15 protein-coding genes, 1 tRNA gene, 1 rRNA gene, 1 other RNA gene and 1 other annotated feature are annotated in these 15,505 nt (G+C 36.1%); of the genes, 14 read left to right on the top strand and 4 right to left on the bottom strand.

Translation table 11 applies throughout. The features are described 5' to 3' along the window. Positions 1 to 74: 74 nt before the first annotated feature. On the bottom strand, positions 75 to 1,025 hold the full coding sequence (locus tag B5V89_RS00975) for a YaaC family protein (protein ID WP_425319815.1): 951 nt from the start codon (positions 1,023 to 1,025) through the stop codon (positions 75 to 77). A 101-nt stretch (positions 1,026 to 1,126) separates the two neighbouring features. On the opposite strand from B5V89_RS00975, the gene guaB reads away from it, so the two are divergent. The 6 genes from guaB to B5V89_RS01005 all read left to right on the top strand — a co-directional run bounded on the left by guaB (position 1,127) and on the right by B5V89_RS01005 (position 7,533). Continuing rightward, positions 1,127 to 2,593, top strand: coding sequence for an IMP dehydrogenase (gene guaB / locus B5V89_RS00980; RefSeq protein ID WP_108070104.1), 1,467 nt, complete (start codon positions 1,127 to 1,129; stop codon positions 2,591 to 2,593). A gap of 155 nt (positions 2,594 to 2,748) precedes the next feature. Further along, positions 2,749 to 4,116: a serine hydrolase gene (locus B5V89_RS00985; RefSeq protein WP_280523947.1), complete on the top strand. Its 1,368-nt coding sequence runs from the start codon at positions 2,749 to 2,751 to the stop codon at positions 4,114 to 4,116. 125 nt (positions 4,117 to 4,241) lie between these two features. Beyond that, positions 4,242 to 5,123, top strand: coding sequence for a pyridoxal 5'-phosphate synthase lyase subunit PdxS (gene pdxS, locus B5V89_RS00990; RefSeq protein ID WP_066235416.1), 882 nt, complete (start codon positions 4,242 to 4,244; stop codon positions 5,121 to 5,123). A 12-nt stretch (positions 5,124 to 5,135) separates the two neighbouring features. After that, positions 5,136 to 5,723 carry a pyridoxal 5'-phosphate synthase glutaminase subunit PdxT gene (pdxT, locus tag B5V89_RS00995; protein WP_108070108.1) on the top strand — a complete coding sequence of 196 codons (588 nt, stop codon included), beginning with the start codon at positions 5,136 to 5,138 and terminating at the stop codon, positions 5,721 to 5,723. Positions 5,724 to 5,768: 45 nt separating this feature from the next. Then, positions 5,769 to 6,018, top strand: a binding site (T-box leader). A 43-nt stretch (positions 6,019 to 6,061) separates the two neighbouring features. After that, on the top strand, positions 6,062 to 7,342 hold the full coding sequence (gene serS, locus B5V89_RS01000) for a serine--tRNA ligase (RefSeq protein ID WP_108070110.1): 1,281 nt from the start codon (positions 6,062 to 6,064) through the stop codon (positions 7,340 to 7,342). Positions 7,343 to 7,440: 98 nt separating this feature from the next. Next, positions 7,441 to 7,533: transfer RNA gene (locus B5V89_RS01005), tRNA-Ser, on the top strand. A 151-nt stretch (positions 7,534 to 7,684) separates the two neighbouring features. On the opposite strand, the gene B5V89_RS01010 is transcribed toward B5V89_RS01005, so the two are convergent. The 3 genes from B5V89_RS01010 to B5V89_RS01020 all read right to left on the bottom strand — a co-directional run bounded on the left by B5V89_RS01010 (position 7,685) and on the right by B5V89_RS01020 (position 10,472). Beyond that, positions 7,685 to 8,353, bottom strand: coding sequence for a deoxynucleoside kinase (locus B5V89_RS01010; protein ID WP_107921033.1), 669 nt, complete (start codon positions 8,351 to 8,353; stop codon positions 7,685 to 7,687). Then, a complete protein-coding gene (locus B5V89_RS01015) occupies positions 8,337 to 8,990 on the bottom strand; it encodes a deoxynucleoside kinase (protein ID WP_066235423.1) in 654 nt (217 codons plus the stop codon). Before B5V89_RS01015 ends, B5V89_RS01010 begins: the two co-directional genes overlap by 17 nt. A 195-nt stretch (positions 8,991 to 9,185) precedes the next feature. After that, a complete protein-coding gene (locus tag B5V89_RS01020; RefSeq protein ID WP_066235425.1) occupies positions 9,186 to 10,472 on the bottom strand; it encodes a glycoside hydrolase family 18 protein in 1,287 nt (428 codons plus the stop codon). A gap of 143 nt (positions 10,473 to 10,615) precedes the next feature. On the opposite strand from B5V89_RS01020, the gene tadA reads away from it, so the two are divergent. The 8 genes from tadA to B5V89_RS01060 form a co-directional block, all read left to right on the top strand. Beyond that, positions 10,616 to 11,119, top strand: coding sequence for a tRNA adenosine(34) deaminase TadA (tadA, locus tag B5V89_RS01025; protein WP_066235427.1), 504 nt, complete (start codon positions 10,616 to 10,618; stop codon positions 11,117 to 11,119). Between the two features lie 87 nt (positions 11,120 to 11,206). Next, positions 11,207 to 11,471, top strand: an RNA gene (ffs, locus tag B5V89_RS01030) — signal recognition particle sRNA large type. A 221-nt stretch (positions 11,472 to 11,692) separates the two neighbouring features. Further along, a complete protein-coding gene (gene dnaX / locus B5V89_RS01035) occupies positions 11,693 to 13,378 on the top strand; it encodes a DNA polymerase III subunit gamma/tau (protein ID WP_108070112.1) in 1,686 nt (561 codons plus the stop codon). A gap of 113 nt (positions 13,379 to 13,491) precedes the next feature. Then, positions 13,492 to 13,809, top strand: a complete 318-nt coding sequence (locus B5V89_RS01040) for a YbaB/EbfC family nucleoid-associated protein (RefSeq protein WP_108070114.1) — start codon at positions 13,492 to 13,494, stop codon at positions 13,807 to 13,809. Positions 13,810 to 13,821: 12 nt separating this feature from the next. Further along, positions 13,822 to 14,418 (top strand): recombination mediator RecR, encoded by a 597-nt coding sequence (gene recR / locus B5V89_RS01045; RefSeq protein WP_108070116.1) that lies wholly within the window; start codon positions 13,822 to 13,824, stop codon positions 14,416 to 14,418. Positions 14,419 to 14,439: 21 nt separating this feature from the next. Then, complete coding sequence (locus B5V89_RS01050) at positions 14,440 to 14,655, top strand: YaaL family protein (protein WP_066235436.1); 216 nt, start codon at positions 14,440 to 14,442, stop codon at positions 14,653 to 14,655. An 85-nt stretch (positions 14,656 to 14,740) separates the two neighbouring features. Further along, positions 14,741 to 15,007, top strand: coding sequence for a pro-sigmaK processing inhibitor BofA family protein (locus B5V89_RS01055; RefSeq protein ID WP_066235438.1), 267 nt, complete (start codon positions 14,741 to 14,743; stop codon positions 15,005 to 15,007). 262 nt (positions 15,008 to 15,269) lie between these two features. After that, positions 15,270 to 15,505, top strand: a 16S ribosomal RNA gene (locus B5V89_RS01060); the annotation flags it as partial.

A 15,505-nucleotide genomic window follows, 5' to 3' on the forward strand; every position in this document is an offset into this window, starting at 1 on the left:
AGGACGTTGCCAGGCAAATGAAAAACACAGAGTGTATGCTCTGTGTTTTTTTGTCTATATTCATATAACGAATATTATCGTTGTTCTCTTAAATATTGATAAACTAAATAGGGCGTTTTTTGAGCAGATATAGATAAAAAGGATTTTATTAATGAATAGTCATTGGTCGGTGTTGTTTTTAAAAGCTCACACCACCATTCCGTTTCATATCTGGCAATCATACTTAAGTTATATAGCAATAAATAATGCACCAATAGGTCTGGATAATTAATATATTTCGATTGCTTGAAAGGCAAACAATACTCCTGTTTAAATAAATGAAATCGAAAGGGAAGTAACGGACGAGAATTATTATTTGTTTGTATCATAATATTTTTCCCCTCCGTATAGATCGTTTGTATTTCGATACAATTTTTTTGCTTAATAAATCGCGCAAAACTGTCTAACGTAAAGTGATAATTGTCTAATATAGAAATTGGTATTTTATAGGTCTGATCAAGTTTATGTACTACAAAAATATTTTGATGCTGGTTAAATAAAAAATAATCGTCTAGTTCCGGAATTTGCTCTAATAAGTTCTTCATTATGATTTTTTCCCCATCCAGTCGTTCCACGTGAAACATTTGCTTAGCAAAGTGAGTACACAATCCTAGTTTTTGAATCTTTATTTCATCATTAATAAATTGATACTGTTGCTTCTTCCTCTTTCTCGAAGAAACCCCATGGGCCAATACGGAGGTTGTTGCGGGATAATTTGGGTCTACAGTAAGTAGACAAGCCTTTATTAAGTGTATAAGGCCATAAAAAAGTAATACTGGTTTAATAGCCATTGGAGCTATTGAGGATTGATTATAGTAAATCTCCCCATGTTGCAAATAATATATAAAAGGGTAACAATTTTCATAGCTCTTTATTTCAGCTTTATCATAAAGAGAATCCTTGTAACAGTGATGCAGAAACTTTTGGGCGTTTTCCGCGGAGTGAAAATATGTTAGATTTTGCCAAATATCTTGCAAAATAATCACCTCCGAATTATTAGAAAAGTTGGACATATCGTGATTTCCTTGACAGTAGTTTAACCAATTGATAACCTACTAATAATATTTTTGGAGCAGGAGGAATAGAAATGTGGGAAACTAAATTTGCTAAAGAAGGTTTAACGTTTGATGACGTGTTACTAGTTCCAGCTAAATCTGAAGTATTACCAAAGGATGTTAATCTACAAGTAGAACTAACTAAATCTTTGAAGTTAAATATTCCAATTATCAGTGCTGGAATGGATACTGTTACTGAAGCTGAAATGGCTATTTCAATGGCAAGACAGGGTGGATTAGGAATTATCCATAAAAATATGAGCATTGAACAACAAGCTGAGCAAGTTGATAAAGTTAAACGTTCTGAAAGTGGAGTCATTACAGATCCCTTTTTTCTAACCCCTGATCATCAGGTTTTCAGTGCAGAACATTTGATGGGGAAATATCGAATTTCAGGTGTTCCGATTGTAAATAACGAAGAGGAACTAAAATTAGTAGGAATTCTTACAAATCGCGATTTGCGTTTTATTGAGGACTTTTCCATACAAATCTCTGATGTGATGACTAAAGAGAATTTAGTTACTGCTCCAGTAGGGACAACATTAAGCGAAGCGGAGAAAATCCTTCAAAAACATAAGATAGAAAAACTTCCTTTAGTAGACGAAAATGGTGTGCTTAAAGGTTTAATTACAATTAAAGATATTGAAAAGGTAATTGAATTTCCAAATTCGGCAAAAGATAATGTAGGCAGACTTCTCGTTGGTGCTGCTGTAGGTGTTACAAAAGATACGATGAAACGTGTGGAAGCACTTGTAAAAGCGAATGTAGATGTGATTGTGATTGACACAGCACACGGCCATTCTAAAGGCGTTACTGATACAGTTCGTGAAATTAGAGATGCATATCCTAATTTAAATATTATAGCAGGGAATGTGGCAACTGCAGATGCTACAAGGGAACTAATTCTTGCAGGGGCTGATATTGTAAAAGTTGGTATCGGACCTGGTTCTATTTGTACAACGAGAGTAGTTGCCGGTGTAGGTGTACCGCAAATTACAGCTATATACGATTGTGCAACAGAAGCAAGAAAACATGGAAAGGCAATTATTGCTGATGGAGGAATAAAATATTCCGGAGATATCGTTAAAGCTTTGGCTGCGGGCGGACATGTTGTTATGTTAGGAAGTTTACTTGCAGGAACATCTGAAAGTCCCGGAGAAACGGAGATATTCCAAGGCCGTCGTTTTAAAGTATACCGTGGAATGGGATCAGTTTCTGCGATGGAACAGGGTTCTAAAGACCGTTATTTTCAGGAAGATGCGAAAAAATTTGTTCCCGAAGGCATTGAAGGTCGACTTCCATATAAAGGTCCACTTTCAGATGTAATTTTCCAATTACTAGGAGGAATTCGTTCTGGGATGGGATATTGTGGAACAAAAGATTTGCAGGCATTGCGTGATGAAGCTCAATTTATCAAGATGACAGGAGCCGGCCTTCGAGAAAGTCATCCACATGACATCCAAATAACAAAGGAAGCACCAAATTATTCCTTATCATAAGCATTGGTGAACCTATATATACCAAAATGGCAGGAACATATACCTAAAGTATAGTTCCTGCCACTTTTTGTTACTAAGAGCATACTTAACATAGCTACTATTATACAAAAATTTATGATAAAATAACGAAAGTGTATTAAAAATTGATGGAGGGCATGTTAGTGAAGAATAAGAGATTGAAAAAAGTAATAGCCTTTATAATGGCTTTTTCATTGATATTTGGTATTATACAATTGCCAAAAACAGCTTTAGCTGCCGAAGATGTATTAGATATACACGCGGATGGAGCAATTTTAGTAGAAGCTAGTACAGGAAAAGTATTATATGCAAAAAATGCAGATACAGCACTAGGTATCGCCTCAATGTCTAAAATGATGACCGAATATATCCTTTTGGATTCAATTAAAAAAGGAAAAGTGAAATGGGATCAAGAATATTCTCCAAGTGACTATGTTCAAAAAATCTCACATGATACGAATCTATCAAATGTACCATTAAGAAAAGATATGAAATATAAAATTAAGGACCTTTATCAAGCAATGGCAATGTACTCCGCTAATGCTGCTACAATTGCAATTGCGGAAACGATTGCTGGATCTGAAACTAACTTTGTTAAACTTATGAATGAAAAGGCGAAGGAATTAGGTCTTAAAGATTATAAGTTTGTTAATAGTACTGGACTTAATAATAAAGATTTAAAAGGAATGCAACCAAAAGGATCAGGTCCAACAGATGAAAACATTATGTCTGCTAGAGCAACCGCAAAATTAGCATCCCATTTAATTAATGATTTTCCAGAGGTATTAAAAACGTCTAGTATTCCAAAAGCAAAATTCCATGCAGGCCCAGACGAAGATATTAATATGGAAAATTGGAACTGGATGCTTCCTACACTAGTATATGGAACAAAGGATAGTGGTGTAGATGGTCTAAAAACTGGAACGACTAAATTTGCAGGATATTGTTTTACAGGTACTGCTCAAAAAAATGGCATGCGTGTAATTACAGTTGTACAAAATGCGACGAATGGAAAAGGTAAGGGCGGCTATAAGGCAAGATTCGACGAGACGAAAAAGATGATGGATTATGCCTTTGCGAATTTTTCTGTTAAAGAAATTTTTCCAAAGGGATATAAAGTTAAAAAACATGAATCAATTCCTGTAGTAAAAGGGAAGGAAAAGAAAGTTAACATTCAAACACAAAATCCATTAGAAGTTGTTATAAAAAATGGTGAAGAAAAGCTTTATAAGCCTTCTTTTAATATTGATAAGGACAAGCTTAATAAATCGGGTGAACTAACCGCCCCTGTTAAAAAAGGTGAAAAGGTTGGAACATTGACTGCAGAATATAGTGGCAAAAATGATTTCGGTTATTTGGATGGACATAAATATGCTACTGTAAATGTTGTTACGGCTGATAAAGTTGAGAAGGCAAATTGGTTTGTACTAATGATGCGTGGGGTCGGCGGTTTTTTTTCTGATGTTTGGAGTGGGATTACTTCCACGGTAAAAGGCTGGTTTTAAGAATTAAATAAAATTTATTGGGGACACCTGTCTTGACACGGTGTCCTTTTTGCTGTTTATTTAAAATAGGCTTTAAAGAATTAAAATGTTTTGTATTTTACAACTATGGTAAGGGGCTGAGGATTGTGGAATTTGGTACAGATCGAGTTAAACGTGGAATGGCTGAGATGCAAAAAGGCGGCGTAATTATGGATGTAATTAACGCTGAACAGGCAAAAATTGCTGAACAAGCTGGTGCGGTTGCAGTTATGGCACTTGAAAGAGTTCCTGCTGATATACGTAAAGCTGGAGGAGTAGCAAGAATGGCTGACCCTCGCATTGTTGAAGAAGTAATGAATGCTGTTAGTATACCAGTTATGGCGAAGGCTAGAATTGGTCATATAGTTGAAGCGCGTGTTCTTGAATCGATGGGTGTAGATTATATTGATGAGAGTGAAGTTTTAACTCCAGCCGACGAAGAATATCATTTAAACAAAAAAGATTTCACTGTTCCATTTGTTTGTGGTTGTAGAGATTTAGGGGAAGCGGCACGTCGTATTGGAGAAGGAACTTCTATGCTTCGGACAAAAGGAGAACCAGGAACAGGAAATATTGTTGAAGCTGTTCGTCATATTCGAAAGGTGAATGCCCAGGTTCGTAAAGTAGTAGGCATGAATGAGGATGAGCTTATGACTGAAGCTAAATTATTAGGTGCTCCATACGAAGTATTACTTGAAATTAAAAAACTTGGGAAATTACCTGTCGTAAATTTTGCTGCAGGTGGGGTAGCAACTCCTGCTGATGCAGCATTAATGATGCAATTAGGTGCAGACGGTGTATTTGTTGGATCAGGTATTTTCAAATCAGATAACCCTGAAAAATTTGCTAAGGCAATTGTTGAGGCAACGACACATTATCAGGATTATGAACTAATTGCTAATCTTTCAAAAGATCTTGGAACTGCTATGAAAGGTATAGAAATTTCAACATTAACACCGGAAACACGTATGCAAGATAGAGGTTGGTAAGGAGTTTTGGGAATGATTAAAGTTGGAGTATTAGGCCTACAAGGTGCTGTTAGAGAGCATGTTCAGGCTATTCTAAACTGTGGCGAAGAAGCTGTCGTAATAAAAAAAAGGGAACAATTAGATGAGATAGATGGGTTAATTCTTCCGGGTGGAGAAAGCACGACAATGCGCCGTTTACTTGATAAGTATGACTTTATGGACAAGCTGTGTGAATTTGGCCAACAAAACAAGCCAATTTTCGGGACTTGTGCGGGACTAATATTGTTAGCAAGGGAAATTAAAGGCTATGATCAACCTCATCTGGGTCTTATGGATGTTATCGTTGAAAGAAATTCATTTGGCAGGCAGGTTGATAGTTTTGAGGCGGATCTTGCTATTGCGGGTGTGACAGATCATTTCAATGCTGTGTTTATTCGTGCTCCGCACATCTTGGAGGTTGGTGAGGATGTTGAAATTCTCGCAAAGCATAATGGAAGAATCGTCGCAGCACGTGATGGACATATTTTAGGGTGCTCTTTTCATCCCGAATTGACAGATGATCTTCGATTGACACAATACTTTATTAATATGGTAAAAGAATATAAAAAACGTAATAAATAGTTGCAAATAGGGTATAATTGTAGTAAATTAATTGTTAAAATCTTGACTAAAGCAGTGAGAGGAAATAGTAACAAGATTGACTTCTCTAGAGAGTCGGTGGTTGGTGTAAACCGATGAAGGAAGCTTGTGAATCCATCCTTGAGTAAAGTACTGAACGAAATAAGGTAAGGTGGCCGCCTAAGGCGCTTTTGTCTTTCTTATTAGTAAGTACTTTCGGGTAAAACCGTTATCGATTAAGTGGAAAGTATTTATACTTTCAAACTGGGTGGCAACGCGGGTAACTCTCGTCCCTTTTTAGGGACGGGAGTTTTTTATTTTTTAATAAGGAGGAGTTATAAATGCTTGATATCAAATATTTACGAGCTAATTTTAATGAAGTAAAAGAGAAGCTACAACACAGAGGTGAAGATCTTTCAGATTTTGATAAATTTGAGGAACTTGATACGAAGAGGAGGGAACTAATTGTTGCGACGGAGGATCTAAAAAGCAAACGTAATGAAGTAACACAAAAAATTGCTCAATTAAAAAGAGAAAAACAAAACGCGGATGATTTAATTGCAGAAATGCGTGCGGTTGGGGATCAAATTAAACAATTCGATGATGAATTACGAGTTGTTGAAGAACAATTAGATCATTTACTGTTGTCTATTCCTAATATTCCTCATGAAAGTACGCCTGTCGGGGAAACAGAGGATGACAATGTGGAAATCCGCAAATGGGGAGAGATTCGTGAGTTCGACTTTGAACCAAAACCACATTGGGATATAGCTACTGATTTAAATATTTTGGATTTTGAACGTGCTGCAAAAGTAACGGGCAGCCGGTTCGTATTTTACAAAGGTTTGGGTGCTAGACTGGAAAGAGCATTATTTAATTTTATGTTGGATTTACATGTCGAAGAGCATGGCTATGAAGAAATTTTACCACCTTATATGGTGAATCGTACAAGTATGACAGGTACAGGTCAATTACCTAAATTTGAAGAGGATGCTTTTTTGATTGATAGCGAGGATTATTTCCTTATTCCAACTGCTGAAGTTCCAGTGACAAATTTACATCGTGATGAAATATTAAACAATGATCAATTACCGCTTAACTATGCTGCATTTAGTGCATGTTTCCGATCTGAAGCTGGATCTGCCGGTCGTGATACGAGGGGCTTAATTCGTCAGCATCAATTTAATAAAGTGGAGCTGGTAAAGTTTGTAAAGCCGGAAGATTCATATAATGAATTAGAAAAGCTAACAGGAAATGCTGAGAAGGTTCTCCAATTGCTTGGTCTGCCATATCGAGTGATGAGTATGTGTACAGCTGATCTAGGGTTTACAGCTGCAAAGAAATACGATATTGAGGTTTGGATACCAAGCTATAACACATATCGGGAAATTTCATCTTGCAGTAATTTTGAGTCTTTCCAAGCGCGTCGAGCAAATATTCGCTTCAGAAGAGATGCCAATGCTAAGCCTGAACATGTCCATACATTAAATGGTTCTGGATTGGCTATTGGCCGAACTGTTGCGGCTATTTTGGAAAATTACCAACAGGCGGACGGCAGTGTAGTTATCCCCGAAGTTTTACGCCCATATATGCGTAATGTAGATAAAATTAGCTTAAAATAAGGCTAGTAATAAAGAGGAGGATTTTCCTCCTCTTTTAAAAGTTTTAAATGAATGTTGACACGGTTATTATTCCATGATATATTATTTCTTGTCGATACGGAGGAATACCCAAGTCCGGCTGAAGGGATCGGTCTTGAAAACCGACAGGCGGGTTAAACCGCGCGGGGGTTCGAATCCCTCTTCCTCCGCCATTAATAAAACAAAACGCGCATAAATCATTGGAGATTTAATGAAATTCGTTACCTAGTAACGGATTTTTTGTTATCATGAACAAATGGAGTGCAAATAGAAAGTCGTCAACCAATTTGGTTGACGACTATTTTTTTGCTTAGAAAATCTTTTTTACTTTTGTAATTCCTTCGTTTGTTTGAGGAAAAAGCTAATTTTTTCAATGATCGGTTCTATGCTTGTCCCATCATTCATTAAATCATAGTCTTTAATATTGATTCGTAAAACAGGACATGCATTAAAGGAATTAATCCAGTTTTCATAACGTTTATGCATTTCAATCCAATATTCAACAGGGGTATTCTGTTCCATTAATCTTCCACGCTTTTGAATACGCTCCAAAATATCTTCGATCGAACCCTCTAGATAAATAAGTAAATCAGGGTGAGGAAAGTAAGGAGTCATAATCATTGCCTCAAATAGGCTTGTATATGTCTGATAATCAACTTCAGACATGTTTCCTTTTTCATAATGCATTTGTGCAAAAATCCCTGTATCTTCATAAATGGAACGGTCCTGTATGAATCCTCCTCCATATTCAAACATTCTTTTTTGCTCCTTAAATCGTTCAGCCAAAAAGTAAATTTGCAGATGGAAGCTCCAACGTTTAAAATCTTGATAAAATTTATCTAAATATGGGTTTGTATCAACTTTTTCTAATGAGGTACGAAATCCTAATGTATTTGCTAATGTATTCGTCATCGTTGATTTCCCAACTCCAACTGTTCCTGCAACTGTAATAACCGTATTTTTAGGGATTGAATATTTATTTCGAAGTTCCATTGATTTTTACCCCTTTTTGTAATAATAACGTGATTTTTTCAATTATATAATTTAAGTCATATGAATTTTTCACAAAATCTAGGTCATCCCCATTGATCTGAAGGACAGGAATATTAGGATGGGTGTGCATAAAATCCTCCATAAATTTTTCGTAATCAGAGGATAGTTGTTTAATATAGTCGGGACTTATGTTTTTTTCAAAGTCCCGCCCCCGCATCCTTATTCGTTTCATAACAGTATCTAAACTCGCATGAATATAAATGACTATGTTTGGTTGAGGCATACCATCTGTTAAAATGTTATAAATCTTTAAGTACTTAAAATACTGATCTTCTTTTAGTGTTCTCTTTGCAAAAATGAGATTTTTAAATATATGATAATCTGCTACGACAGGTTGATTAGCATTTAGATAATTGTTCTTGATGTCTTCGAGCTGTTTATAGCGATTACAGAGGAAAAACATTTCTAATTGAAAGCTCCACTCTTCTATATTTTGATAGAACTTTTCCAAAAACGGATTTTCATCTACAATTTCCTTTAAAAGATGGTAATGAAAATGTTCTGAGATTGCTTTCGCTAGAGAGGTTTTTCCTATTCCAATTGGTCCTTCAACCGTAATAAACGGTAAATTCTCCATTTATTTTCCTCCTCATGGTTGACCATTCATATAACTCTGTTCTTTTTTACATTTTATATGGAATAGAAATTTAAATTAAAATTAAGCCAATAGCTATTTTATCACATGTTTTTATATGAGGGATAAATAAAAGAAAATGATCAATATTTGTAGATAAATGAAAAAAATCCCTTTCTTATTTGAAAGGGGTGGGTTTTATTTTTTTACAATATGGAAATTTTCAACAATGAGGAGCCAGTTTTGTGGAAAGGAAAGTCCAAGTTTCCAATAACTCATTCCACGAAGTTTTAATTCTTTTATCAAATCAAATTTAGCCTGAATAGAGCGAGCATCTTCAAACCACACTTTATGTTTTTTGTTATTTTCATCTACATAATCGATGGTAGGAGCTTGTGCAGTCGAATCATAATTAATGGGAACATTGTATTTTGCTGCAAGTTGGATTGCTTGTTGCGGACTAATAGCTTTTGCTGTATCTTTTCCGGGGGTGAAGGGAAGTGTCCAATCATATCCATATAAATTTTGTCCCATTAAAATCTTGTTCGAGGGCATTTCTGTTATTGCATATTCTAAAACATCCCGAACAGGGCTGATAGGAGATACTGCCATTGGAGGACCTCCACTATAGCCCCATTCATATGTCATAATAACAACAAAATCAACGATTTCCCCAATTGCTTTGTAATTATGTGCTTCATACCAAAGTCCCTTTTGTGTCGCACTTGTTTTTGGTGCCAGTGCCGCTGAAAGCATCCAATTCTCTTGATTAAATCTCGCCTTTGCTTTTCTTAAAAACCGAGTGTATGCTTCCTCGTCAGCTGGCCGTAAAAATTCAAAGTCGATATGAATATCACGAAATTCATATTGCCTAGCTGTTTTTACGATATTATTCAGGAAGTTATTTTGAATTTCTTGATCGTTTAATAAGATCCTTCCTAATTCATCACTAAATTGCCCGTTTTCTTGGTTGTTAATCACCATCACTAATATATTTTGATTTGCATTTGCAATAATTGCGAGATTACCGAGCGGTGGTGCCACTAATGATCCATCGCGATTTACTTGAAAAGCAAATGGTGATAAATACGTTAAATAGGGTGCAGCTTTTCGCGCACTGTTCTCTAATGCTTGGGAAACTTTATTACCAAAAGGTTCGATATATGCATTGAATTCAGCATCTACTTTTTTCTTCGGTGGGATATATAATTGCATACCAACGTGTAAAGGATGGTTTACTGATATTCCATTTATTCGTGCTAACTCCGTATAAGACAAATTAAACTTTTGTGCAATTCCCCATAAACTATCCCCTTGTTTCACCCAGTAAAAACGTCCAACTATTGGAATGACAATTGTTTGCCCAATGACCAAATCATCAGGGTTTGGAATTTCATTAGCGACTATTAATTCCTCTCTTGGGACTCGGTAGGTACTAGCTATACCTGCCAATGTCTCATTTTGTTTTACTACATGGATTTGCATACGTACCCTCCTTCGAACAGATAGGCTCTACTACCATTCTATGATCCTATTTAGAAAGTCATGTTGAATTACACACTTTTTCTAAAATCTTTTTTCTAATATATAATGAGGAATAAGTAAATAATGCAAAGGTTGGTTTGAATGTGAAAAATAATGATGAATATTATATGAATTTAGCTATAAAGGAAGCAATCAAAGCTAAAGAAAAAGAAGAAGTACCGATTGGTGCGGTGATTGTTTTGAATGGTGAGGTTATTGCCTCTGCGCATAATTTAAGGGAAACAACCCAAAATGCAATTACCCATGCAGAAATATTAGCGATCCAAGAGGCATGCAACAAAGTGGAGTCTTGGCGATTAGAAGATGCAGATCTATATGTAACGTTGGAACCGTGCCCGATGTGTAGCGGGGCAATTATTCTGTCAAGAATAAAAAGGGTTGTTTATGGAGCTAGCGATCCAAAGGCTGGTTGCGCCGGTACATTAATGAATCTCCTAAATGATTGTCGTTTTAATCATCAAAGCGAAGTTGTGAGTGGTGTACTTGAAAACGAATGTAGTGAAATGTTAAGTAATTTTTTTAAAGAAATACGCCTGCGAAAGAAAAGCGAAAAGAAAAAAGGTAACTTGAGTAAATCCACTAATTAACAATTACAATCCATTGCTTTTTTTTATGAAAAATAGTATACTTTATCTTGCGTTGATAAAACGCATTTATATTTGGTATCAATTTTGCCGTGCTAGGTGGGGAGGTAGCGGTGCCCTGTACTTGCAATCCGCTCTAGCAAGACTGAATCCCTTCTTGAGGCTAGTATCCTGTAGGGCCTGCCTTGAGTAAGTGGTGTTGACGCTTGGGTCCTGCGCAATGGAAATCCATGAACCATGTCAGATCCGGAAGGAAGCAGCATTAAGTGGACTCTTCCATGTGCCGCAGGGCAGCCTGAGCCGAGCTAACTGCTTAAGTAACGCTTATGGGAGCTAGTCGAGGGAAGGTGCACGGCAGTTTACTCTACATAATTAAACTCATCCTAATGGATGGGTTTTTTCTTTATTTTTTGTTTAACACCGTCATAAATATGAATTAAAGTATAAGCATATAATCAATAACTATTTTATTCGTTTTCACAATGTTAAATTAGTGATGGATAAGGTATAATATGAGAAAAGTAAGGCTTTTTGTACTAATTAAGTGCAGGAGAAGAAGAAAAAGGAGGAGGGTAAATGAGCTACCAAGCATTATATCGCGTTTGGCGTCCGCAAATCTTTGAGGATGTTGTGGGACAAGAACATGTAACAAAAACATTGCAAAATGCCCTCCTGCAACAAAAGACTTCACATGCGTATCTTTTTTCCGGTCCAAGAGGTACGGGGAAAACAAGTGCTGCAAAAATTTTGGCTAAAGCTGTCAATTGTGAAAAGGCACCAGTTAGCGAGCCTTGTAACGAATGTGATGCTTGTAAGGGAATAACAAATGGATCAATTCCGGATGTTATTGAAATTGATGCAGCTTCTAATAATGGTGTTGAAGAAATACGCGATATTAGAGACAAAGTGAAATTTGCACCGAATGTTGTTCCGTACAAAGTATATATCATTGATGAGGTACATATGCTCTCTATTGGAGCGTTTAATGCTCTCTTAAAGACTTTAGAGGAACCGCCAAAACATGTTATATTTATTTTGGCAACAACTGAACCGCACAAAATTCCATTGACTATTATTTCACGTTGTCAACGTTTTGATTTTAAAAGAATCACTGCTCAAGATATTACAGGGCGAATGGCACGTATAGCAACTGAGTCTGGTATTCAATTTGAAGAGTCTGCATTAACGATCATAGCTCGCGCTGCTGAAGGCGGAATGAGGGATGCACTAAGCTTGATGGACCAAGCGGTTTCCTTTGGTCAAGAGAAAGTGACAGTAGATGATGCGTTAACGGTAACCGGGTCAATTTCCCAATCTTATTTAAATAAATTAGCGCAGGCTATTTATGAACAAAATATTGCAGATGCACTTCATGTGTTTGAGGAATTATTGTATCAAGGAAAAGATGCGACACGTTTTGTTGAAGATTTAATTTTATATTTCCGTGATATGCTTCTATATAAGACAGCCCCAGCACTTGAGGAAGCGATTGAAAGGGTCATGCTTGATGAAGAGTTTCGTCAGCTTTCTGATCAAATTTCCTCAGAACAAATTTATGAATACATTGATATATTAAATAAAACTCAACAAGAAATGAAATTCTCAAACCTTGCTCGAATTTATTTAGAAGTTTCATTAATAAAACTATGTGAAACCCGAATCAAAAATCAATCAGGTACTCATGCTGATGTACATCAATTAGTAGAACAAATTGAAAAACTGCAAAAAGAAGTACAGGACCTTAAAACTAATGGAGTTCAGCAAACAGAATCAGTAAATAAGCAGCCTGTAAAAAAGGCTTCTCGAACTGGGAAGGGATTTAGGGCACAAACAGGAAGAATAAATGATATATTAAAAGTAGCAACAAAACAGGATTTAAATTTAATTAAAAGTCGATGGGGTGACATGCTTGTTCAACTGAATGAACGTCAAATGCGTTCTCAATCCGCACTTTTAAATGATGCAGAGCCAGTTGCTGCTTCAACTAATGCTTTTGTGTTAAAATTTAAATATGAAATTCATTGCCAAATGGCGATGGAGAATCAAAAGTTTTTAGAAGCGATTACATCTGTTTTGAAAGAATTAACAGGAATCGGTTATCAAATGATCGGAGTACCTGAAGATCAATGGAATTCAATCCGCGAAAGTTTTATCCAAAGTCAAAAGACTTCTCCAAAAGAACAGGATGAAACAGCGGAAGACCCATTTATAGCAGAAGCTAAAAAACTAGTTGGTATGGATTTAATTGAAATAAAGGATTAGAAATCTTATCTTTAAAAAGCAAATTAAGCTGCAAAGGTACGCCTTTCAATCCTAAATAATAAATATAATAATCTTGCGAATCAGTCGGGATTAATACATGGAGGGTAAATATAATGCGTGGAATGGGAAATATGCAAAACATGATGAAACAAATGCAAAAAATGCAAAAGAAAATGGCGGAGGCTCAAGAGGAATTAGGTGAAAAGCGTATTGAAGGTACTGCTGGCGGCGGTATGGTTACGGTAATTGTCTCCGGGCATAAAGAAATCGTAGAAGTAAATATTAAAGAGGAAGTAGTTGATCCTGAAGATATCGAAATGCTTCAAGATTTAGTACTTGCTGCAACGAATGATGCATTGAAAAAAGCGGAGGAACTAACAAATCAAACAATGGGACAGTTTACCAAAGGTTTAAACATTCCAGGTTTTTAAGGGGAAAAAAGCATGCATTATCCAGAACCAATAACGAAACTAATGGATAGCTTTATGAAATTGCCAGGTATTGGGCCGAAGACCGCAGCCCGACTGGCATTTTTTGTGCTAAGCATGAAGGAAGATACTGTCCTCGACTTTGCAAAAGCACTTGTCGATGCGAAACGAAATTTAAGTTATTGTACGGTATGTGGTCACATCACTGATCAAGATCCTTGTTATATTTGTGAGGATCCACGCCGAGATAGAAGTATTATATGTGTTGTTCAAGACCCGAAAGACGTAATAGCTATGGAAAAAATGAAAGAATTTAATGGGTTATACCATGTACTTCATGGAGCGATTTCACCGATGGATGGAATAGGACCTGAAGATATTAATATTCCTGATTTACTAAAAAGACTACAAGATGAAACTGTGCAAGAAGTTATTTTAGCAACAAACCCTAATATTGAAGGGGAGGCTACTGCCATGTATATTTCCCGTCTTCTTAAGCCATCAGGTATAAAAATAACAAGAATCGCCCACGGCTTACCGGTTGGTGGCGATTTAGAATATGCTGATGAAGTAACTTTATCTAAAGCTTTAGAGGGACGAAGAGAAGTATAATGAAAAACGAGGTGTATTCACATGTTCAATAGAAAGTTAAAATTGCGTAATGAATATGACCAAAAATTAATTGATTTAATGGCAAGAGCTAGGAAAAACTGGCTTCAACAAAAATCTTTAGTTGAAATGAGCTTTGAATATGATGAAGAACTTCATTTCCAAAGGAAAATAGCTGAAATGAAATACTTCTTTTTATTTCGTGAGGCGAAAGCTAGAAATATCAGAATAAAAAAGTAAACCACACTAATTTTACATTGTGTAGTTCTTTTTGGACAATCTGTTCATAAAATGGATAGTACAATGTAAGGTAAGGGGTGGTACGATGAACCCAATAATAATCATTGCGGTTATTTCTGGATTAATTCTTCTCTTATTAATAGCGGGATTCACAGGAAAGCCGTTTCGGATTATCGGGCAAATATTTATTAGACTTGCGATTGGTGCATTGTTTTTATTCTTTTTAAATCAGTTCGGTGGACAATTTGGTATTCACGTTCCGATTAATCTTGTAACTACATCAGTATCAGGTTTATTAGGAATCCCTGGAGTAGTAGGTTTAACGATTATTCAAACGTGGATAATAGGTTAAAAATCCGCATTTTGCGGATTTTCCTATTTTCTATTGATATATTCAGGAAATTATTTTAAGAAAAAGGGTTGACTATTATTCTGAAATAGTGATATTATAATACATGTCGCTGAAACAAGTGATATTGAAAAAGAAAAAACATTTGACACTTAATATTGAGTCTGATAATATTAATAAGTCGCAAAGAACAATTGATCTTTGAAAACTGAACAAAACGAAACGTCAATTAATTTATTTTTTAACTAGAGCTATTTCAAACATCTTTTTGGAGAGTTTGATCCTGGCTCAGGACGAACGCTGGCGGCGTGCCTAATACATGCAAGTCGAGCGAATCTGATAGGAGCTTGCTCCTTTTCAGATTAGCGGCGGACGGGTGAGTAACACGTGGGTAACCTGCCTGTAAGACTGGGATAACTCCGGGAAACCGGGGCTAATACCGGATAACTTTTTCCTTCGCATGAAGGAGAATTGAAAGGTGGCACTAGCTACCACTTACAG

The sequence above is a fragment of the Heyndrickxia sporothermodurans genome (assembly GCF_003055045.1).
Lineage (GTDB): Bacteria > Bacillota > Bacilli > Bacillales > Bacillaceae_C > Heyndrickxia > Heyndrickxia sporothermodurans.